Origin of the sequence: Mycobacteroides franklinii (assembly GCF_002013895.1) — a bacterium.
Classification (GTDB): domain Bacteria; phylum Actinomycetota; class Actinomycetes; order Mycobacteriales; family Mycobacteriaceae; genus Mycobacterium; species Mycobacterium franklinii.
The window spans coordinates 416,022-436,716 of sequence record NZ_MAFQ01000006.1; the positions used below are offsets into that span (position 1 = coordinate 416,022).

Consider the following 20,695-nt stretch of genomic DNA (forward strand, 5'->3'; position numbering starts at 1 on the left):
ACCCGCGAAGGACACCCGACACCGATCAAGCAGCTGACAAAGTACGGACCACGCGAAATCGTGCTGCGGGCCTGGACTTTGGTGTGGCTCATGCTGGTGTGGACCATGCTCTGGGGCAATTTCTCGGCGGCCAACACCATCAACGGGCTGGTGGTGGCCTTGGTCATCACGGTCTTGCTGCCCATGCCTCGGCTGCCGGTCGAAGGCCGGCTGCACGTAGTCTCCATGATCCGGCTGGCACTCACCGTCGGCTGGTACATGGTGCTATCCAGCCTGCAGGTCGCCTGGTGGGCCATCAGGCCGGGACCACCTCCGTTGAGTGCCGTACTGCGGGCGCAGATTTCGGTGAAGTCGGACCTTGTGATGGCACTGCTGCTCAATACCTTGACGATCATCCCGGGATCGGTGGTCCTGGAAATCGACCAGGAGCGCCGGCTGGCGTACGTACACGTGTTGGATGTCGGCTCTCCCAAGGCCGTGGCGAGCTTCTACACCCAGTTGCGGCAACTGGAAAAGCTTTTCATCGCGGCATTCGAACGAGACGTCGATTGGCATCCCGAAGATGACACCGTCGACGAGTCCGAGACGAGGGAGGGCGTATGAACCTCGTATGGCATATAGCCGCGGTGCTGCTCATTGCGGCGGCCGGCGTCACGACCTACCGGCTACTCGCCGGACCCAACACACTGGATCGGCTGGTGGCCGTCGACACTCTCGTGGCCGTCACCATGTGCGGGCTCGCCGCGTGGGCGGCCTACAGCCTGGATTCCACAGTGCTCTACGGGATGGTCGCACTGTCCCTGATCAGCTTCCTGGGTTCGGTGAGCGTGACCCGATTCCGGGTGCCCGATACCGCGATCAATCCCCGCGATGAAAGGAGGACGCCGCGATGAACGCATTCCTCGACGGGATCTCCGGCGCGCTGGTGTTATTGGGTTCGGCGCTGGCCCTGACCGCCGCGATGGGCGTGGTGCGATTCCCCGACACCCTGGCCCGCATGCATGCCGCGTCCAAACCGCAGGTGTTGGGACTGCTGCTGGTTCTGGCCGGTGCCGCACTGCGGCTACGCGGGCATACCGATGTCAGCATGATCGTGCTGACCGGGCTGTTCACCATCATCACTGCCCCGGTTGTCGCGCACCGGGTCGCACGGCTGGCGTACCACGAGCGCAGTGTCCGTGACGACCTCATGACGACCGACGAACTGGAGCGTTAGCCCCAACTCGTCTGCCGGGTGTTGCCACCCTCGTAGAAACCGTCCGCCACCGAGCCGGCCAGTTCCATGAATGCCATGCGGGTCTTCTTGCCCATCAGGTCCAGTGAGATCTCCGACCCTTCCGACAGGTGGTTGTCGAACGGGATGATGTGCACGGCCCTCGCACGGGTCAGGAAGTGTCGACTCAGCTGTTCGAGGTCGATCGAGGAAGCCCCCGGCCTGGACGAACTGATGGCCACCACGGACTGCCGTACCAGGTGCGAATAACCATGGTGGTCAAGCCAGTCCAGAGTCGCCAGAGCGCTACGGGCACCATCGATGGCCGGAGACGTCACCAGGACGATCGCATTCGCTTCACCCAGCACGCCGGCCATGGCCGAGTGCATGAGACCGGTGCCGCAGTCGGTCAGGATGATGTTGTAGAACCGCTGCAGAATCCGCATGACCGCCAGGTAATCGGCTTCGGAGAACAACTCCGATGCCGCCGGATCCCGTTCGGAGGCCAGCACCTCCAGACGGCTCGCACTCTGCGACGTGTGCCTGCGCACATCGGAATAACGGTGAATATCCGGATCTCGCAACAGATCTCGCGCAGTTGAACGGGTCTCGTCTGGTCCGCGCTGGGCAAGTGTGCCGAAGTCCGGGTTGGCGTCAACAGCGATCACACGATCACCGCGCAGTGAGGCGAAGGTGGCACCCAGCGAGAACGTGGTGGTGGTCTTACCGACACCGCCCTTCAGGGACAACACCGCGATCCGGTAGTCGCCGCGAACCGGCAGGTTGATCCGGTCGATCAACTCACTGCGATGCGATTCCTCCGAGGACTCGCCGGGGTTGATCGCGCCACCCGAGAGACGGTGGACGGCCTTGCGCCATCCACTCCTGGGTAGCGGCTTGATCGATCTGATGAGACCGAGTTGGTCGTGACTCGGCCCCTGCGGTCGTTGCGGCTGCTGCGGCTGCGGTGCCGGCCGATACACGGGGGCTTCCGGCCGGGCAGCGGTGAACGGGGTCTGGCCCGGAACAAAGGGAGCCCGTTGTGGTGCGGCCGGCGCGTTCCAGTCGGCTTGAGGGAACGCCACCGGCGGGCCTGCCGGAGCCTGCGGCGCGGGCGGTGGCGGAGCCCATGATCGCACGGGTGGTGTTGGTACAGGCGGCATGTGCGGCGCCTGCCCGCCCCAGGGGGTCATGCCGTCCGGAATCATCGAGGATGCGTCGTCGGGCCGGATCTGTGGGATGGGCTCCGGGGCGACCGGCGCAGGCGCGGGTGCCACGGCGGACGCTTGTTCCTTGGGTGCCTCGTCCCGGTGGACCTCTTCTTCTTGGGCGGCAGGTGTCTCCACAGGCGGCGCGGGAGGTTCCGGGGCGGCAGGCTCGGGTACCACCGCCGATGCGGGCCACGCCGGCAGCTGGCTCGCCGGCTCCTGCGAGGCAGGCGGCACGTTGGGTGCAGCGGGTTCTACCGGAGCCGCGGGCGCCGGTGGCTGATCAGTCGGCGGGCCGTAGTAATTCTGCGGCGGTGCGTAGTAATTCTGCGGCGGCTGATAGTTCTGCGGCGGTTGGTAGTTCTGCGGTGGCTGATAGTTCTGCGGTGGCTGCTGCCCCGGCGCACCGTATCCCTGTGGCGCAGCGGGAGGAGCGGGGTTCTGGTATTGCGGCATGCCGTAGGAACTCAACGGATCCGGTTCCCAGATCGGGTTCATCGGACGCTGGTGATTCCGCTGACGCCGTGACAGTTTGGGGGACTTCGGCAATGGGGGCGGCGGCTTCAACGTCGGCTGCGGGAAGTAGTCGGCGCTCGGCGGCACGAATTCCTGATTGGGATTCTTGGAACGACGGAACGGATTGCCCTTGGTGTCACCGCCACCCAACCCATCCGCGATGGGTTCGCGCCACGGGCCGCTAGGCGGCGGCGAGTCGGGTGCGTTGTCGTTGGAATCAGCCATGCCAGCTCACTTCGCCATCAGTCCGAGCACGTTCTCGAGAGCCGCCGCGCGCATGCCGGAAGCCCCGATACGCCCATCACCGGCCATCACGACACCACATCGCTGCGGCCTGGACTGATCGACGGCATCGCGGCCCGTCTCCGGACCGCCGATCGGAATACCGAGCGAGAACACACCGGCGTCAACGAACCGCCGGGCGTCTCTAGCGTCAATCATCTTGCTGTCCTGCCTCTTTCGTATTATCGCTGCTCGTCGCCGCGCATGCGAAGCCGTGGGAAACTCTCCGAGATCGCACCCGCCAGCTTCAGGTACGCCGCGTTGGTGTCCGCGTTGAGCAGATTGAAGTCGACGTCGGCTCCCTCGGCGAGATGCGGATCGAAGGGGATCATGTGGATGGACCGGCAACGCGCCTGGAAGTGCTCGTAGACCTTGTCCAGTTTGATTCCCGCCGACCCGGGGCGGGACGCGCTCAGGACAACGTGGGCTTCGCGCACCAACGCCGCATGGCCGTGCTGCATAAGCCAATCGAGGGTGGCCGAGGCGCTACGGGCGGAGTCCATGGCCGGGGAGCTCACCAGCACGATGGTGTGCGCGAGATCGAGCACACCGGCCATCGCCGAGTGCATGATGCCGGTGCCACAGTCGGTCAGGATGATGTTGTAGTACCGCTGCAGGATGTCGATCGTATTGCGATAGTCAATCTCACCAAAAGCCTCCGATACCGCCGGATCCTGTTCGCTGGCAAGGACTTCCAGACGGCTGGTGGCCATCCGGGTGTGGTTGCGCACATCGGCGTAGCTTCTGATGTTCCGATCGTTGAGCAGATCGCGAACGGTCGACTGCGTCGAATGATCGCGCACGCGCTCGGCCAGGGTTCCGCGGTCGGGGTTGGCGTCCACAGCGATGATCCGGTCGGTGCGGATCGTCGCGAAGGCCGAGCCCAATCCCAGTGTGGTGGTTGTCTTTCCGACACCACCCTTGATGGACAGCACCGCAATGCGATAGTCGCCGAGGATCGGCTGACGGATGCTCGCCAGCAGCTGGTCCTGCTCGCGATCCCGCCGCGAGTCGCCCGGGTTGACGCGGCCACCGGTAGACCGGTGTACCGCCTTGCGCCAGCCGGATCGCGGCGCATAGCGCCCACGGTTGATCACCTCGGCCTCATCAAGCGAAGGCGGCATCCGGTAGGCCTGCGGCGCACGATAATTGGCCGGAGGGGCGGCCCCTTGAGGGGGTTGCACGTAGCCCGCGGGGGGCTCCTGCTGCACGGGAGGTTGCGGCTCCTGTTGCGGCTGCGGCACCCACTGCCATTGCCCCTCAACGCTCGTGGGCTGTGGCGGTGGCTGCGGCGAAAGATGTTGCCCGCCAGAGGGCTGCGGAGCTTGCGGTGCGCCCTGCGGCCACTGTCCCGGGTAGGGCTGACGTGGGTTCCATCCCGGCGGGGCCTGTGCGGCGGGCTGCTGTTGCACCGGTGGTTGTTGGTCAGGCTGCGGCGGCGCTGTCGGTGGCACGAAGTACGCGGGCTGTGCGGGCGACTCCGCAGCGGGTGGAGCCTGCGGAGTCGAGGGGATCTCCCAGGACGGAGGCGCACTCGACGGCGAAGGCTCGACGGATTGCGGCTCGGGCACCGCGGCAGGTGCGGGCGCCGCAACCGGCTCGGGTTCGGATTGCTCCGGCACGTCGGCGACGGAAGCTTCGGCAGGCTGTTCATATGCGGCGTCGACGATTTCCTCGACCGGCTCCGGATCGATCGTCCGCGCTGCCGGGGTTTCCGGCTCGGACGCAATCGCGCCCTCCGACACCACGTCCTCGAGAGCGTCGACCGCGGAAGTTTCCGCGTACACCGCCGGAGCGGATATGACGATGTCCTCGTCTACCAGAGGTGCAAACCCCTCAAGTTCGGGGTCGGCCACCGCGGCGGATTCCGTCTCGGCTTCGTCGGCGGCTTCGGCGGGCGCGGGTTCGGGCGAATTCACCACCTCGGGCACCGAAGCCCACGGCGCCATCATGGGTACGAATGGGGCGGGCTCCGGCTCAGATTGAGATGCTTCCGCCTCGGCAGCATCGTGGGCAGCCAATTCTTCGTTGAGCTCCGCGCGCTTGGCCTCGATGCGCTGTAACAGCGCGGCGGCCCTGGCGTCGACGTCGTCGGGCTCGGCCACGGGCGCATCCGCCTGCGTGTGGGCTACTTCCGGCCGAGTGGGCTGCTCGACAACCGGATTCTGCGGAACAAACTCGCCGGCGATTTCGGCATTCGGTTCGGGCTCGGTCGGTTCAGGTTCTTGAGGAACGAAATCCTCGGTCAGGCCCGTATCTGGTTCCTGCGCGCCGGTATCTGGTTCCGTCTCGGCAGAAAACGACTCGGACTCGTCATCCTGTGCGGCCGCCACCACAGGCTCGGGTTCGGCAGATTCGGCAGATTCGGCAACAGCCTCCTCGGCTGCTTCCGGCAGGTCATTCGTGGCCTCTGGCAGCGTGAAACCCAACGTAGGCGTGGGTACCGGCGCTGCCGACTGCGCATCATCGGCCGCGTGCGCCGCCTCTGGCGCCTCATCGGCGGGGCCGGAGGCGATATCGGCCGCCTCTGGTGGCGTGAAGCTGAGCGGAGCGTGAGCCTCTGCCATGGGCCCGGATTCGGGCATCGTGTGGCGCCGGTGACGCTCGAGCTCGTCATCGGTGATGCTCTCGTCAAGGCTCATCTGGCGTAGCTGCGCTTCGAGCAGGCTGAATCGCGAGAACGGGTCCTGATTCCCAGGCTCCGCGACAGCCTGTTCCGGGGTGGGTGCGGGCCCACTGGCCGCCTCCCGCGGGGCAGGGGTCTCGCGGGGCGGCGTCGGCTCGATCGGAGGCTGCCGGGCCGCCTCCACAGCAGGGGTGGCCTCAGGATCCACGGGCTCCGGCTCGGGGATTGCCGGGGACTCGGCGGGCGGAGACGACGAGAGTTGCTCGACCTGCGGGATTGGCCGTGATTCCGGCTTTATCTCCGGCAGCGGGCCCGTGACGATCCGCGGCGCCTCTGCAACAGGCTCCGAAACGGGCACCTGGACAACTGCCTTCGCCTGGTCCGTGGGCGGCTGCTCGTCGGCGGATTCCGGCTTGCGCGGCGGGGTGTAGTACTTGGACACGTCGGGCATCGGCTTGGCGCCGTTGGCCTTTTCTTCGCCAGGCCTGACGGCCGCGCGTTCTTCGACGGGAGCAGCGACCGGTTCGGCGATCGGCTTCTGTGCAGGAGCCTTGGGCGTGGAGGGCCGTTCGGTCTCGTGGGTTAACGATTCCTCGTTGGGTTCGTCCTCGTCCGCGTTGCGCTTCTTGCGCCTCAACGACCGAAGAAAGCCTCGTTGTTCATCTTCTTCGGGCAACCACGGAGGACGGGCCGGTGCTCCACGATCCTGCTTGGGCAACGTCCCCCTCCCCTTCCTCAATCGCCAAATCTTCGTAGAGTTCGATGGTACTCAGTAGCTAGCGCACGGGTATCAAGACCGGTTACCCAACCGCATAAACCCCCGCACTCAACCAGCAGCTTAAGGGAGGTGGCAATGTCCCCGCAGCTTTCGGTGCGATCCCGTACCCGCACGGTCCCGGGCGCCGGACCCGCCCGCCGCCCTCACGTTCGATTAGCGAGGACTGGCTAAGCCACGCTGAGGCTCACCGGCCAGATCTTCGCACCCTGCGGGCATCTGCTGGGCCGCAGCTCGCAGGCCTCAGGACATCCCGCGGAAATCCCACGACATCGAAATCGTCGCGGTGACCGAGCCTGCCACCGTGAGCGAGTTGGCAGCGACAGCGGCACGCCACCATCGGGGCCGATGAGGAAGGCCGACCACCGAGCCTCCGCGCGCGGTGCTCAATCTCACCGCTGGGTGGCGAGGTCCCGGAAGGTTCGGCGATATCACCGCCGCACTGGCATCGGGCCCCCGAACAATTCGGCCAGTCGTCGATCCCACCGGCGCCGGGGGCAGCAGCGTAACCGCACCGTAACGACGCGGCAGCTACCGAGCGCGCTGCCTACCCCTTCGCGGCGTTCTCCCGCTGAATCTCCAGCGCGATATCGATGAGCTGGTCCTCCTGGCCACCGATGAGCTTGCGCTGGCCGGCGCGGTGCAGCAGCTGGTGCGCGGGCACCCCGTAACGCTCCCCCTGTCGGATGGCGTGCTTGAGGAAGCTCGAGTACACCCCGCTATAGCCCATGATCAACGCATTGCGGTCCAGCAAGCACTCAGTGGGCATCGCGGGCGCGACAACCTCTTCGGCGGCATCGGCGATATCGAAGAAATCGATACCCGTCTTCACACCGATCTTGTCGAACACACCGATCAGCGCCTCGACCGGAGCATTGCCCGCACCTGCGCCGAAACGCCTTGTGCTGCCATCGATCTGCTTGGCACCGGCGCGCACCGCCTCGATGGAGTTGGCGACACCGAGACCGAGGTTTTCGTGCCCATGAAAACCAACTTGAGCATCCGACCCCAGTTCGGCCACCACCGCGGCGACCCGGTCCGCGACACCGTCCAGAACCAGCGCGCCCGCGGAGTCCACCACGTACACACACTGGCATCCGGCGTCGGCCATGATCCGCGCCTGCTTGGCCAGCTTCTCCGGTGAGATGGTGTGCGACATCATCAGGAAGCCAACAGTTTCCAGCCCACGCTCACGCGCCAGCCCAAAGTGCTGAATCGAGACGTCGGCCTCGGTGCAGTGGGTGGCGATGCGGCAGATCGACCCGCCGTTGCCCTGCGCCTCGATGATGTCTTCCTTGGTACCCACACCCGGCAGCATCAGGAAGGCGATCTTTGCGTTCGTAGCGGTCTCGGCTGCGAGCTTGATCAGTTCCTGCTCAGGGGTTTTCGAGAATCCGTAGTTGAACGAGGACCCGCCGAGCCCGTCACCGTGGGTCACCTCGATAACCGGCACGCCGGCACCGTCAAGGGCTGCGACTATCGCGCGCACCTCATCGGCGGTGAACTGGTGCCGCTTGTGGTGCGACCCATCGCGCAGTGACGTGTCGGTGATCCGGACGTCCCAGGCGGCATCGAAGAAAACAACGTCGGTGCCCAAGAGCTGAGTGCTGGTATCCGAACCCATTTCACGAAACCTTTGCAGATAGAAGTTCTTTGGCGATTTCCTCGCCGACCTTGGTGGCGGCCGCGGTCATGATGTCCAGGTTCCCGGCGTACGGCGGCAGGAAGTCGCCCGCGCCCTCCACCTCAACGAAGGTGGTGACGACGTGGTTGCCACCGTTCACCACCGAAGGCTCATCGAACTGCGGCTCGTTAAGCAGCCGGTATCCGGGCACGTACTGCTGAACCTGGCTCACCACATCATGAATCGAGGCGGTAATCGCATCGCGATCGGCATCCTCGGGGATCGCGCAGAAGATGGTGTCGCGCATGATCATCGGCGGATCGGCCGGGTTCAGGATGATGATCGCCTTGCCGCGCTTGGCGCCGCCGATCACCTCAACACCCTTGGACGTGGTCTTGGTGAACTCGTCGATGTTGGCACGCGTGCCCGGGCCTGCCGACACGGACGCGACCGAGGCCACGATTTCGGCGTAGGGCACCTCGACGACACGGGATACCGCATACACGATCGGAATCGTCGCCTGACCACCGCAGGTGATCATGTTGACGTTCGGAGCATCAAGGTGGGCACGCAGATTCGCCGGCGGTACCACCGCCGGACCTACTGCGGCGGGGGTCAGGTCGATCGCCCGGATCCCTGCTTCCTCGTACCGGGGCGCGGCAGCCCTGTGCACGTACGCGGACGTGGCCTCGAACACCAGGTCCGGCTTCTCGTCCTGCGCCAACAGCCAGTCGACACCCTCATGCGAGGTTTCCAGACCGAAACCGCGCGCACGCTTGAGACCTTCGGACTCGGGGTCGATGCCGATCATCAACCGCGGCTCCAGCCACTCGGAACGCTGCAACTTGTACAGCAGGTCGGTGCTGATGTTTCCCGAACCGACAATCGCTACAGATGCCTTTGATGCCACAATCTCTCCTCTACTCGAAAGCCAGTCGGACCGAACCAAGTCCGGCGAACTCGGCGATAAACTCGTCCCCCGGATGCGCGTCGAACGCCCGCGTGCACGAACCCGGCAGTACCACGTCACCGGCCCGCAGACGTACCCCGAACGAGGCCACCTTGCGCGCCAGCCATGCCACCGATGTCACCGGATTACCCAGCACCGCATCGCTTCTACCTTCGGCCAACTTCTCGCCGTTGCAGGTCAGCACCGCATCGATCGACTTAATGTCGATATCTTTTGGCGAAACCCGTTGCTTGCCAATGACAAACCCCGCAGAGGACGCGTTGTCGGCGATGGTGTCGCAAATCTTGATCTGCCAGTTGGTGATCCGGCTGTCCACTACCTCGATGGACGGTACGTACGCCGCAGTCGCCGCCAGTACGTCGTCCTCGGTGCAGTCTTCGCCGGGCAGATCAGCGGCCAGGATGAACCCGACCTCCACCTCTACCCGCGGGAACAGGAACTTGGACGCCGACGCCGCAACATCCTCGAACAACTCCATATCGGCCAACAGGTGCCCGTAGTCCGGTTCGTGGACACCCATCATCTTCTGCATCGCCTCGGACGATAGGCCCACCTTGTGCCCGACGACCTTGGCTCCGTCCGCTAGGCGGGAACGAATATTCATCAGCTGGATCTCATAGGCGTCGACCACGTCGAAATCCGGATGCGTGTCGGTGGGTGGCGCGATCGCCACCCGGGTGCGCTCGGCCTCGGCCAGATCGGCCGCGATGGCATCGCGAACTTCGGGGTTGAGCATTATGACCGCCTTACTGTGTCTAATCGGGACTCGGTCCCGGCCCGGCGCCCGGAGAAGACGCAGTCGGCCAGGGACAATCCGCTCACATACGAATTGGAGCAGATACCCACCGCCGCACGCCCGGCGGCATAGAGCCCCGGGATCGCCGTGCCCGATGTGGTCTGCACGGCACCAGTCTCCTCGTCCACCACCAGCCCGCCAAGAGTCAGCATGGGACACGGATTCAGCATGCTGGTCTTGATGGACACGTTGAACAGATAGAACGGCCCCTGCCCGATGGGGACCCTAATGTCGTCGGGTTTCCCCAAGGGATCCGGAGTGCCGTCGGCGATGGCCTGGTTGTGTTCGGATACGGTGCGCGCGAGCGCATCCGGATCGATACCCGCCTTGGCGGCCAGTTCTTCGATGGATCCGGCCTTCTTGCGGCCCACGTTGAGGAACGCCTCGGCCTGAATGCGCTGGAACCACAGCGTCTGCGAACCCAACTGCTGGCGGGCCCGTTTCACCAATGCCTTGTCGGCCACCAAGTACCCGACGCCGCCGGCCTTCTGCACGATCGCCTTGCCCAGCGCGGCGCCATAGCGCGACTCGTCAACCATCCTCTGCCCCTTGGCATCCACCAGCAACGAGCCGAGGAACGCCGCAGGCGGCACGATGAATCGCCACGCCGAGATCTCGTCGAGGTGCCCGGTGGCCGCGTTCAACGGCTCGGCGAGCTTCAGCGCGGTTCCGTCGTCACCGGCAGTGCCCAGCTCCAACCCGTCCAGGTAGGCCGGGGCATATCGCCGCACCAACTCGCGATTGGCGATGAACCCACCCGAGGACAGAATCACCCCGTCATTGGCACGGATCTCAAATGGTCTGGCGAACCGGCGTTCCAACGCGTACGCGGGACCCTCCAACGCCTTTCGCATCGGCGGGTAGTAGATGCCCGGCTTGGTCGCGTAGTCGGTGAGCCGCGAATACAGCCGCCGGACCCAGCCCGGCGCATCCTTCAGCGTCATCCCCCGCACCCCGACCACGCGACCGTCCTCGACGATCAGGTCGGTGACCCGGGTCTGCCGCCACACATCGGCGCCCAAACGCTCCGCGGAGGCTGCCAACGGCGCGAACAACGCCTTGCCGGACACGCCCCGGCCAAAGGCCCGATGCCCGCGCTGACGGGGCGGCGTGGCAGCACGCGCCATGCCTGAGGATTCGCTGCCAGAAAAGTAGAGGTAGTAGTCGTTGGTGGGGTACGAAGTCTTGAACGGGGCCAGCGAACCTTCGAACGGAACTCCGTAACCTTGTAGCCAATCCAGGGTGTCGACGCTACCGTCGACGAACTTCTGCAGCGTCTCGGGTTTGACGGCGTCTCCGACCTCCAATTGGAGGTATTCCAGCATCAGCTCCGGGGTGTCCTCGACGCCCGCGTCACGCTGAATGTTGGTGCCCCCACCGGCGTAATAAATACCCCCTGAAATGGCAGAAGCCCCACCACCGCCGAATCGCTCCAGGACGGCCACCGACGCCCCACGCTCCAGGGCAGCGAGCGCGGCTGATGCTCCCGCCACCCCGTATCCGACAATGACGACATCGGCCGACGGCATGTCCGAACGACCCGGCACGGGGCCTCCCTCATCGTCATAAAGCAAAAACAGCAACATGTTTCTGTTTTCACCGCAACATCACAGTGTCCAGGCGGCGAAACCACTGGCCAACGCTGGTAGCGCCAGGCCGCCTCAATTCTATAACGTGTTCTACATGACTGAGCAGGAGTACGACGTCGTCGTCGTCGGGAGTGGTGGCGCCGGCATGGTTGCGGCGCTCACCGCGGCACACAACGGGCTGAGCACCGTACTGATCGAAAAGGCCCCTCACTTCGGTGGATCGACCGCCCGTTCCGGGGGTGGCGTCTGGATCCCCAACAACGAGGTCCTCAAGAAGGCCCGCCAGACCGATACCCCGGAGGCCGCCCGCGAGTACCTCTACAACATCATCGGCGACGTCGTTCCACGCGAGAAGATCGACACCTACCTCGATCGCGGGCCGGAGATGCTCTCGTTCGTGCTCGCGAACTCCCCGTTGAAGCTCGACTGGGTACCCAACTACTCCGATTACTATCCCGAGGCACCCGGCGGGCGTGCCGCCGGACGCTCGGTGGAACCAAAGCCTTTCGACGCCAAGAAGCTTGGCGACGAACTGCCCAATCTGGAGCCGCCGTACGGCAAGGTTCCGCTGAATGTCGTCGTGCGCCAGCAGGATTACGTGCGCCTGAATCAGCTCAAGCGCCACCCGCGTGGTGTGCTGCGCAGCTTGCGGGTGGGTGTGCGCACCTTCTGGGCACAGGGCACCGGCAAGAAGCTTGTCGGCATGGGACGGGCACTGTCGGCCGCACTGCGCATCGGCCTGCGCGACGCCGGGGTCCCGGTCAAGCTCAACACCGCGCTCACCGACCTCTACATCGAGAACGGCACCGTCAAGGGCGTCTACGTGCGTGAAGCGGGCACTCCCGAAGCCGCCGAGCCGACGGTCATCAAGGCGCGCAAGGGCGTCATCCTGGCATCCGGCGGTTTCGAGCACAACGAGCAGATGCGGGTGAAATACCAGCGCGCCCCCATCACCAACGAGTGGACCGTGGGCGCCAAGGCCAACACCGGTGACGGCATCCTGGCCGCCGAAAAGCTAGGTGCTGCACTAGAATTCATGGAGGACTCGTGGTGGGGCCCGACCGTGCCACTGGTCGGCCGTCCGTGGTTCGCGCTGTCCGAACGCAACTCCCCCGGTTCCATCATCGTCAACTCTTCGGGCAAGCGCTTCATGAACGAGTCGCTGCCCTATGTCGAGGCCACCCATCGCATGTACGGCGGCCAGTACGGCCAGGGCCCCGGACCGGGCGAGAACCTGCCCGCATGGCTCGTGTTCGACCAGGAGTACCGCAACCGGTACATCTTCGCCGGATTGCAGCCGGGACAAAAGATTCCGAGCAAGTGGATCGAGTCCGGCGTCATCGTCAAGGCCGACACCATAGAGGCGTTGGCGGAACTCACGAACCTCCCCGTCGACGCGTTGGTACAGACCGTCGAGCGGTTCAACGGTTTCGCCCGCAGCGGTGTCGACGAAGACTTTGGCCGTGGCAAGAGCGCCTACGACCGTTACTACGGCGACCCCACCAACAAGCCCAACCCCAACTTGGGAGCGATTGCGAAGGGTCCGTTCTATGCGGCCAAGATGGTGCCGGGCGACCTGGGCACCAAGGGGGGCGTGCGCACCGATATCCAGGGCCGTGTGCTGCGCGACGACAACAGCATCATCGAAGGTCTTTACGCCGCAGGCAATGTCAGCACCCCGGTGATGGGGCACACCTACGCCGGCCCGGGCGCCACCATCGGCCCGGCCATGACGTGGGGTTACCTCGCCGCGCTCGATATCGCCGGGAAGTAGGGTCCGTTCATGCCGATCAACGTCGATATCGCTCTGGGTGCTGCCACCCCGGCCGCCGAATTCTCGTGGACCGCGTCCGATGTGCAGCTCTATCACCTGGCAATCGGTGCGGGAGCCGATCCGGTGAGCGAAACCGAGCTGCGCTACCTGCAGGACAAGACCCCACAGGTGCTGCCCACCTTCGCGACCGTCGCCTCCGGTTTCCACACGGTGGAGCCGCCCAAGGTGTCATTCCCGGGTATCGAGATCGACCTGGCCAAGATCCTGCACGGCACCGAGCAGGTGACCGCACACCGGCCCTTGCCCGCTTCGGGCTCCGCTCGCTCGGAGGGCAAGGTCGTGGAGATCTGGGACAAGGGCAAGGCTGCTGTCATCGTCACGGAGACAACGACTTCCGATGACCAGGGGCCACTCTGGACCATCCGGCGTTCCATCTTCGCGCGCGGTGAGGGCGGCTTCGGCGGCGAGCGCGGACCGTCTGCCTCCGGCGCAACCCCGGATCGCAACCCGGATATCGAAGTCTCGACGCACATCCTGCCGCAGCAGGCATTGCTGTACCGACTCTGCGGTGACCGCAACCCGCTCCATTCCGACCCCGCCTTCGCGGCGGCGGCGGGCTTCCCGCGTCCGATCCTGCATGGCCTCTGCAGCTACGGCGTGGTATGCAAGGCGGCGGTCGACGCGGCACTCGACGGCGATGCCTCGCGGGTGACGTCCTATGCCGCGAAGTTCGCGGGTGTGGTGTTCCCGGGCGAGACGCTCAAGACCCGTATCTGGAAGGAAGACGGCAAGCTGCTGATCTCGGCGGTCGTGGCCGAACGTGAGGACGCCCCCGCGTTGGCCGACGTTGAGCTGCTGCACACGTAGCGGCCCCGGCTAGTGCCACCGTAAACCGCGGTAGCGATGCACACCCAGCGCGAGTGCGGTGCCGACAGTCCACACCGCGATGCCCAGGCCGAGCTCCAGTAGGGAGCGCTCGGTGAGGGGCATGGAATGGAAAACGTTGCGCCCGAATATCGCTCGCGGGATACCGCCCACCGGCGCCACGAGGTAGTAGACGCCGTACGGCAGGGCCAGATAAACGAGCCATCGCACGGTGGCCAGCAGGTCACCGCGTTGCCGCCACCGTTCGCGCAGTGGCTGGGCCGCCATGGGCAGCAGCACCGACACCAGATTGCCCAGGCCCAGCCAGCTCACGATGTGCACGGCGACATCGGGCACTGTGATCGCGGTCTGGGTTGCCTGCTGGCGGTGAACGGTCAGGACAGCCGTGAGCATGAGCGTCGGCAATCCGGCGACAAGAAACAGTGCGATGTTCTTGACGAGCAAGACGTGCAGAAGAGACCGATGCCCTCGCAGCGCGTGCCTGACCCGATCGGCATCCAGACCCAGCATGTTGGTCACGGACACATCGGCAAAGATGAACATGGCGAAGTACATGCCGACCAGCAGCGCCCAGTCGCGCTTGCGCCCGTGTTGGGCGATGGGCTGCCAGATGATCAGGTAGGCGATCGACAGCGCCAGGTTCAGTCCCAACCCCTCGAGCCATCGCCGTGGCGGCCGAAAGGTCTCGGCGAGGTCCCTGAGCAGGCGAGTCGGTACGCGTGCCGCGGTGGCAGCCTCCCGATACGTCATCGGCCAAGCATTGCCCGGCTTTCTGTCAGAAAGCTGTGACTGCGATACGGTCTCGTCTCGGTCACAGTTCAGCCGAGCCACATGTCCGAGTCCCGTACCCCAGGTTCGGGGCATACCTTTCCCGCGTGCAGACCTCCCCGTGCGGTCCCGCCAAGCGGTCCCGCTGCCTCTCGCGACGTGATGTCCTCAAGTACGCCTCGAGCGTGCCCGTCCTGTTGAGCATGCCTGCCATGCTGTCCACCGCCGCACTGGCGCACGCATCCCCCATCGCGGGCAAGATCGTCTTCCTCGATCCCGGCCATAACGGCGCCAACGACAGCTCGATCACCCGGCAGGTCAGCGACGGCCGGGGACGCACCAAGGACTGCCAGACCAGCGGCACCGCAACCGACGCCGGCTTTCCCGAGCACACCTTCAACTGGAACGTGGTGTTGCACATCCGCCAGGCTCTTACCGTGGCCGGGGTGCGCACCGCGCTCTCACGCGGTAACGACAACGCACTCGGACCATGCATCGATCAGCGTGCCGCTACGGGCAACTCCCTGAAGCCCGACGCGATCGTCAGCATCCATGCCGACGGCGGCCCCCGCGACGGCCGAGGATTTCACGTCAACTACTCGAATCCACCGATCAACGAGGCGCAGGGGGCCCCGACGCTGCGCTTGGCCAGCACGATGCGAGACCAACTCAAGGCCTCGGGATTCCAGCCGTCGACCTATCGCGGAAACGACGGCCTCTACGGACGTTCCGACCTGGCCGGCCTGAACCTGGCCCAGTACCCGGCAATCCTCATCGAATGCGGAAACATGAAGAACAGCGACGACGCCGCCATACTGTCCAGTTCCGATGGCCAGGCCCGGCTGGCAGCGGCGATCGCGCAGGGTATAGCCAGATTCCTGAGTTAGTCGTTATCCCAGGATGAGGCCGGACGTCGGCACTCCGGTGCCCGCGGTGACGAGCACGTGCTCGACGTTGGGTACCTGGTTGACCGATGTGCCGCGGAGCTGACGCACACCCTCGGCGATGCCGTTCATACCGTGGATGTAGGCCTCACCGAGCTGACCACCGTGCGTGTTGATCGGCAGCTTGCCGCCCAGCTCGATGGCGCCGTGGGCGATGAAATCCTTGGCCTCGCCCTTACCGCAGAAGCCCAGTTCTTCTAGCTGCAGCAGCGTGTAGGGCGTGAAGTGGTCGTACAGGATCGCGGTCTGAATGTCATTGGGCGTCAGGCCCGATTGACCCCACAGCTGCCGACCGACCAGACCCATCTCGGGCAGGCCGAGCTCGTCGCGGTAGTACGAGTACATGGTGAACTGGTCCTCGCCCGAACCCTGCGCGGCGGCTTCGATGACCACCGGCCGATTCTTGAGGTCCTTCGCTCGCTCCGGCGTGGTCACCACGATCGCCACCCCGCCATCGCTTTCCTGGCAGCAGTCCAGCAGCCGCACCGGATCGGCGATCATCCGCGAATTCTGGTGGTCCTCGATGGTGATCGGCTTGCCGTAGAAGAAAGCCTTCGGGTTGGTCGCGGCATGCTTGCGATCGGCCACCGATACGGCGCCGAAATCTGCACTTGTGGCCCCGTATTCATGCATGTACCGGCGAGCGATCATCGCCACCGAGGCCGCCGGCGTGCTCAGCCCGTGCGGATACGACCAGCTGTATTCCACGCCGCGCGAGTCGGCGGTCGAGCTCAGTCCGGTCATCACCTGGCCGAACCGGAACTCCGAGCGTTCGTTGAAGGCCCGGTATGCGACAACGACTTCCGCAACACCAGCGGCTACCGCCAACGCGGCCTGCTGCACGGTCGCGGCCGCGGCCCCGCCGCCGTACCCGATCTGGCTGAAAAATTTCAGCTCGCCGATACCGGTGGCACGCGCGACAGCCGTCTCGAGATTCGAGTCCATGGTGAAGGTCACCAAGCCGTCGACATCCGACGGTGACAGCCCCGCATCGTCGAGGGCATCGAGCACTGCTTCGGCCGCCAGCCTCAGCTCGGATCGTCCTGACTTCTTCGAGAAGTCGGTGGCGCCGATACCGGCAATGCTCGCCTTACCCGACAAGCTCACGCGCTCGCTCCGATCGTCAGCGTGACCTTGGCGGTGACGTGTGCGCCAAGGCTGTTGTTGCCCACCACATCCACTTCCACAACACCGTCTTCGACGGACGTCACCTCGCCGGTGAACACCGTGGTGTCGTAGGCATACCACGGCACACCCAGGCGCAGCGAAATCGATTTCACGCGGGCGGAAGGTCCGGCCCAGTCGGTGACGAACCGCTCGACCAGACCGGTGTCGGACAGGATGTTGATGAAGATGTCCTTGGATCCCTTGGCCTGCGCCAGATCCCGATCATGGTGCACATCCTGGAAATCGCGGGTCGCGAGCGCCGTCGACACAATGAACGTCGGGGTGCCTTCGAGTTTCAGCTCCGGCAGCTTGTCGCCAACCTCTACGTGCACTCTTTGCTCAAGTCGCTCACCGATACTCACACTGCCTCCCAGGCGTACAGGGTCCATGCCGGGCTCTCGCCCTCGGCCGGGAAGTCCAGATAGGTGACCTGGACGGGCAACCCGATCTGAACATCATCAGGCGAGACCCCGCGAAGCTCACCGAGCATCCGGACACCCTCTTCGAGCTCCACCAGCGCGATCACGAAAGGCAATGTGCGACCGGGCACCTGAGGTGCGTGATGCACCACGTAGCTGTACACCGTGCCGCGGCCACTAGCCACCCGATAGGCGATCGCGGAGTCTTTGTCCTGCCATACCGCGGGAACCGGCGGATGCTGCAATGAACCGTCCGGACGTTCCTGCAGCCGCAGCTCGTGTGCCGCGACGCCCTCCCAGAAGTACGCGCTGTCGCGCGACCACGACGGGCGCATCAGCTTCGACGGATCCAGATCCTCGGGTACGTTGACCGACTGCTTGGCACCGGGCCGGAACTTCATGATGCGCCAGTTCATTTCGTTGACGAGCTCGTCGCCCACATGCCACTCGGCGTGGATGTTGATGAACCAGCTCTCGCCCAGAGCAGTCTGCTTCGGGCCGAAGACCTCGGTCACCTCGTTGGTGGTGGTGACCTGCTCACCCAACTGCAGGTAACGGTGATAGATCTGCTCGTAGTTGGTGGCGACCACCGACTCGTAGCCCGCCGAATCAAGCAGCTCCATCACCAGGCCCAGCGGGTCGTCCCCGGAACGCTCGCCGTACAGCCCGGCCATGGTCCACACCTGAGCCATGGCCGGAGGCGCCACGATGCCGGGATGCCCGGCGGCCTTGGCGGCTTGTTCGTTGACGTAGATCGGGTTGCGATCCCCCATCGCCTCAACCCAATTGTTGATCATGGACTGGTTCACCGGATCCCGCGCCAAGCGAGGTGCACTGGGGCCTTCCGCCTTGATCTTGGCGAAGCCCTCCTGGATATCCACCACGGTCATCGCGGAGCCCTCGGAGTACCGAGCCCGGCCGTTGCCACCATCTCTCGCATCACCTCGTTCACGCCGCCACCAAAGGTGATCACCAGGTGGCGCTTGGTTTGTGCATCAAGCCATTCCAACGTCTCCGCGGTGTTCGCGTCGGCGGGATCGCCGTAACGGCCCACCACGCCTTCACTCAGCCGACCAAGCTTCTGAATCCATTCGGTCGCAAGGATCTTCGTCGCTGCGGCATCAGCCATGCTGATGTCATCGCCCGATGAGGCCACCTGCCAGTTGAGCAACTCGTTGAGCCGCCAGACCGCCTTCATCTCGCCGAGTACCCGCCGCACGTCCTCATGCGACAGCGGTGCCACGCCGTCGGGCCCGGGCTTCGCGGCCCATTCATAGACACGGTCGTACATGCCCGCGATCCGCCCGGACGGGCCGAGTGACACCCGCTCATGATTCAGCTGGGTGGTGATCAGCTTCCAGCCCAGGTTCTCCTCGCCCACCAGCATTTCCACCGGAACCCGAACATCGGAGTAGTAGGTGGCATTGGTGTGGTGTGCACCATCATTGGTGATGATCGGCGTCCACGAGTAGCCCGGATCCTTGGTGTCGACAATCAGAATCGAGATGCCCTTATGTTTAGGGGCGCTTGGGTCCGTCCTGCAGGCCAGCCAGATGTACTGGGCCTGGTGCGCACCGGTGGTGAAGATCTTCTGCCCGTTGACGACGTAATGGTCGCCGTCGCGCACCGCGGTGGTACGTAGGGACGCCAGGTCGGTCCCCGCCTCCGGTTCGGTGTAACCAATGGCGAAATGGATCTCACCGGCGAGGATTCCGGGCAGAAACTTCTTCTTCTGCTCTTCCGTCCCGTACTTCTGCAGGGTCGGACCGACGGTCTGCAGCGTCACCAGGGGCATCGGCACGTCGGCACGGATGACCTCATTCATGAAGATCTGCTGCTCCAGCGGACCGAATCCGTGTCCGCCGTACTCCTTGGGCCAGCCGACACCGAGCCAGCCGTCCTGCCCCATCCGGCGGACCACCGCCTCGTAGGACGAGCTGTGACGGTCGACCATCATGTCGCGGGTCTCATCGGCGGTGACGAGGTTCGAGAAGTACTGTCGCAGATCGCTTTGCAACTTCGCCTGTTCCGGCGTGAGGTCAATCAGCATCGCTGGCTCCTAACCCTGCGCCGCGGCAAGAACATCGAGGCGCTCGGAAGACCCGCCGACCAGACGGCTCAGGTCTTTGATCGTCGAGTAGTAACGGTTCATCGGGTACGTGATGTCAACACCGAGACCACCGTGCAGGTGGTGGCAGATCTGCATCACCCGCTGAGCTTCCAAGGCCATCCAGAACGCCACAATGTCCAGGTCCTCGGTGGCGTCCAACCCCTCAGATAGGCGCCAAACAGCAGATGTGACACCGAGATTCAGCGTCCGCGAAACCACATACACATCTGCCAGCTGCTGCGAGACCGCCTGGAAGGTGGCCAGCGGCTTGCCGAACTGCACCCTGTTGGACACATGATCTGCCGTCAGGCGCAACGCTCCGGAGACCAGCCCGTCGGCATAGGAGCCGACAGCGGCCAGCGCACACTGGTTCAGCCGCTCGACAGCGCCACCGAGCACATCCTCGGCAGGCACCGACGCATCGGCGAATGTCACCGCGTATTCGGCGGCCTTGCTGGCCGTCGGTGTCCGGGTGATCGTCACACCCGGGGTGTTAGGTGCCACCACAACGACGCCATTGTCGGTGGTGACAAGTATCCAATTCGCCTCGGCCGCATGCAGAACACCGATCTTCCGACCGTTCAACACCAGCGCGGACCCGTCGCGCACGGCAGAAACCGCGGGCGACGAAGGCAATGCGGACCCGGGCTCATCCAGGGCCGCCGTCAGGATTCCGCCGGCGCCGACGCCATCGAGGAACCTGTCCTGCTGCTGCTCCGAGGCGAGCTCCAGCAAGGGAACCACCCCGAATCCGAGCGTGGCCAGCGCGGGTGTCAGGGCACCATGCTTCCCGAGCACCCGCAGCGCCACCGATACCTCGGCCAGGCCCAGCCCGTCACCACCCAGTCGTTCGGGCAGCGCCAGGTTAAGGACCCCATTGGCAGCCAGGGCATGCCAGGTGTCTTCGTCGTATCCGATCCCGGGCACCACACCGATGAACTCACGGTCGGCAAGCACCGCTTCGACCACGTCAGAGACAGCCTGCTGCTCCTCCGCGAAAGCGAAATCCATTATGCTCGTTTCCTTTTG

The 20,695-nt window shown here is 64.9% G+C and carries 19 protein-coding genes; 6 read left to right on the top strand and 13 right to left on the bottom strand.

Annotated features, from left to right (window positions below; genetic code table 11):
- Positions 1–24 precede the first annotated feature (24 nt).
- The 3 genes from B4393_RS11850 to mnhG are packed head-to-tail and all read left to right on the top strand — an operon-like array spanning position 25 to position 1,216.
- Positions 25–603 (top strand): Na+/H+ antiporter subunit E, encoded by a 579-nt coding sequence (locus tag B4393_RS11850; RefSeq protein ID WP_078334464.1) that lies wholly within the window; start codon positions 25–27, stop codon positions 601–603.
- Positions 600–893 carry a monovalent cation/H+ antiporter complex subunit F gene (locus B4393_RS11855; protein ID WP_070937190.1) on the top strand — a complete coding sequence of 98 codons (294 nt, stop codon included), beginning with the start codon at positions 600–602 and terminating at the stop codon, positions 891–893. Before B4393_RS11850 ends, B4393_RS11855 begins: the two co-directional genes overlap by 4 nt.
- Positions 890–1,216, top strand: a complete 327-nt coding sequence (mnhG, locus tag B4393_RS11860) for a monovalent cation/H(+) antiporter subunit G (protein WP_078281936.1) — start codon at positions 890–892, stop codon at positions 1,214–1,216. Before B4393_RS11855 ends, mnhG begins: the two co-directional genes overlap by 4 nt.
- On the opposite strand, the gene B4393_RS11865 is transcribed toward mnhG, so the two are convergent.
- From B4393_RS11865 to B4393_RS11895, 7 genes are all read right to left on the bottom strand, one after another.
- Entirely contained in the window at positions 1,213–3,162 is a 1,950-nt protein-coding gene (locus B4393_RS11865) for a MinD/ParA family ATP-binding protein (protein WP_078334295.1), read from the bottom strand. The two genes, mnhG and B4393_RS11865, sit on opposite strands and share 4 nt — an antisense overlap.
- Positions 3,163–3,168: 6 nt before the next feature.
- Complete coding sequence (locus B4393_RS11870; protein ID WP_078334296.1) at positions 3,169–3,378, bottom strand: hypothetical protein; 210 nt, start codon at positions 3,376–3,378, stop codon at positions 3,169–3,171.
- Between the two features lie 23 nt (positions 3,379–3,401).
- Positions 3,402–6,563, bottom strand: coding sequence for an AAA family ATPase (locus tag B4393_RS27795; protein WP_078334297.1), 3,162 nt, complete (start codon positions 6,561–6,563; stop codon positions 3,402–3,404).
- Positions 6,564–7,167: 604 nt separating this feature from the next.
- Positions 7,168–8,244 (bottom strand): 4-hydroxy-2-oxovalerate aldolase, encoded by a 1,077-nt coding sequence (dmpG, locus tag B4393_RS11880; RefSeq protein WP_109558513.1) that lies wholly within the window; start codon positions 8,242–8,244, stop codon positions 7,168–7,170.
- Position 8,245: 1 nt separating this feature from the next.
- Positions 8,246–9,154, bottom strand: a complete 909-nt coding sequence (locus B4393_RS11885; RefSeq protein ID WP_078334298.1) for an acetaldehyde dehydrogenase (acetylating) — start codon at positions 9,152–9,154, stop codon at positions 8,246–8,248.
- Between the two features lie 10 nt (positions 9,155–9,164).
- On the bottom strand, positions 9,165–9,950 hold the full coding sequence (locus B4393_RS11890; protein WP_070937196.1) for a 2-keto-4-pentenoate hydratase: 786 nt from the start codon (positions 9,948–9,950) through the stop codon (positions 9,165–9,167).
- A complete protein-coding gene (locus tag B4393_RS11895; protein ID WP_078334299.1) occupies positions 9,950–11,596 on the bottom strand; it encodes an FAD-binding protein in 1,647 nt (548 codons plus the stop codon). Before B4393_RS11895 ends, B4393_RS11890 begins: the two co-directional genes overlap by 1 nt.
- 88 nt (positions 11,597–11,684) lie before the next feature.
- Here B4393_RS11895 and kstD point away from each other — a divergent pair, with 88 nt between their 5' ends.
- Complete coding sequence (gene kstD / locus B4393_RS11900; RefSeq protein WP_078334466.1) at positions 11,685–13,373, top strand: 3-oxosteroid 1-dehydrogenase; 1,689 nt, start codon at positions 11,685–11,687, stop codon at positions 13,371–13,373.
- A gap of 9 nt (positions 13,374–13,382) precedes the next feature.
- A complete protein-coding gene (locus B4393_RS11905) occupies positions 13,383–14,240 on the top strand; it encodes a MaoC/PaaZ C-terminal domain-containing protein (RefSeq protein ID WP_078334300.1) in 858 nt (285 codons plus the stop codon).
- Positions 14,241–14,249: 9 nt separating this feature from the next.
- On the opposite strand, the gene B4393_RS11910 is transcribed toward B4393_RS11905, so the two are convergent.
- A complete protein-coding gene (locus tag B4393_RS11910) occupies positions 14,250–15,008 on the bottom strand; it encodes a hypothetical protein (RefSeq protein WP_078334301.1) in 759 nt (252 codons plus the stop codon).
- 221 nt (positions 15,009–15,229) lie between these two features.
- Here B4393_RS11910 and B4393_RS11915 point away from each other — a divergent pair, with 221 nt between their 5' ends.
- Positions 15,230–15,913 carry an Rv3717 family N-acetylmuramoyl-L-alanine amidase gene (locus tag B4393_RS11915; RefSeq protein WP_078334302.1) on the top strand — a complete coding sequence of 228 codons (684 nt, stop codon included), beginning with the start codon at positions 15,230–15,232 and terminating at the stop codon, positions 15,911–15,913.
- A gap of 3 nt (positions 15,914–15,916) precedes the next feature.
- Here B4393_RS11915 and B4393_RS11920 read toward each other — a convergent pair whose 3' ends face one another.
- From B4393_RS11920 to B4393_RS11940, 5 genes are read right to left on the bottom strand one after another with little or no spacing between them, the layout of a single operon-like run.
- Positions 15,917–17,071 (bottom strand): lipid-transfer protein, encoded by a 1,155-nt coding sequence (locus tag B4393_RS11920; RefSeq protein ID WP_191987011.1) that lies wholly within the window; start codon positions 17,069–17,071, stop codon positions 15,917–15,919.
- Between the two features lie 2 nt (positions 17,072–17,073).
- Positions 17,074–17,469, bottom strand: coding sequence for a MaoC family dehydratase (locus B4393_RS11925; protein WP_078281927.1), 396 nt, complete (start codon positions 17,467–17,469; stop codon positions 17,074–17,076).
- Between the two features lie 26 nt (positions 17,470–17,495).
- Positions 17,496–18,440, bottom strand: a complete 945-nt coding sequence (locus B4393_RS11930; protein WP_272818821.1) for a bifunctional MaoC family dehydratase N-terminal/OB-fold nucleic acid binding domain-containing protein — start codon at positions 18,438–18,440, stop codon at positions 17,496–17,498.
- 2 nt (positions 18,441–18,442) lie between these two features.
- Positions 18,443–19,606: an acyl-CoA dehydrogenase family protein gene (locus B4393_RS11935; RefSeq protein ID WP_078334304.1), complete on the bottom strand. Its 1,164-nt coding sequence runs from the start codon at positions 19,604–19,606 to the stop codon at positions 18,443–18,445.
- A 9-nt stretch (positions 19,607–19,615) separates the two neighbouring features.
- Entirely contained in the window at positions 19,616–20,677 is a 1,062-nt protein-coding gene (locus B4393_RS11940; protein WP_078334305.1) for an acyl-CoA dehydrogenase family protein, read from the bottom strand.
- Positions 20,678–20,695 lie beyond the last annotated feature (18 nt).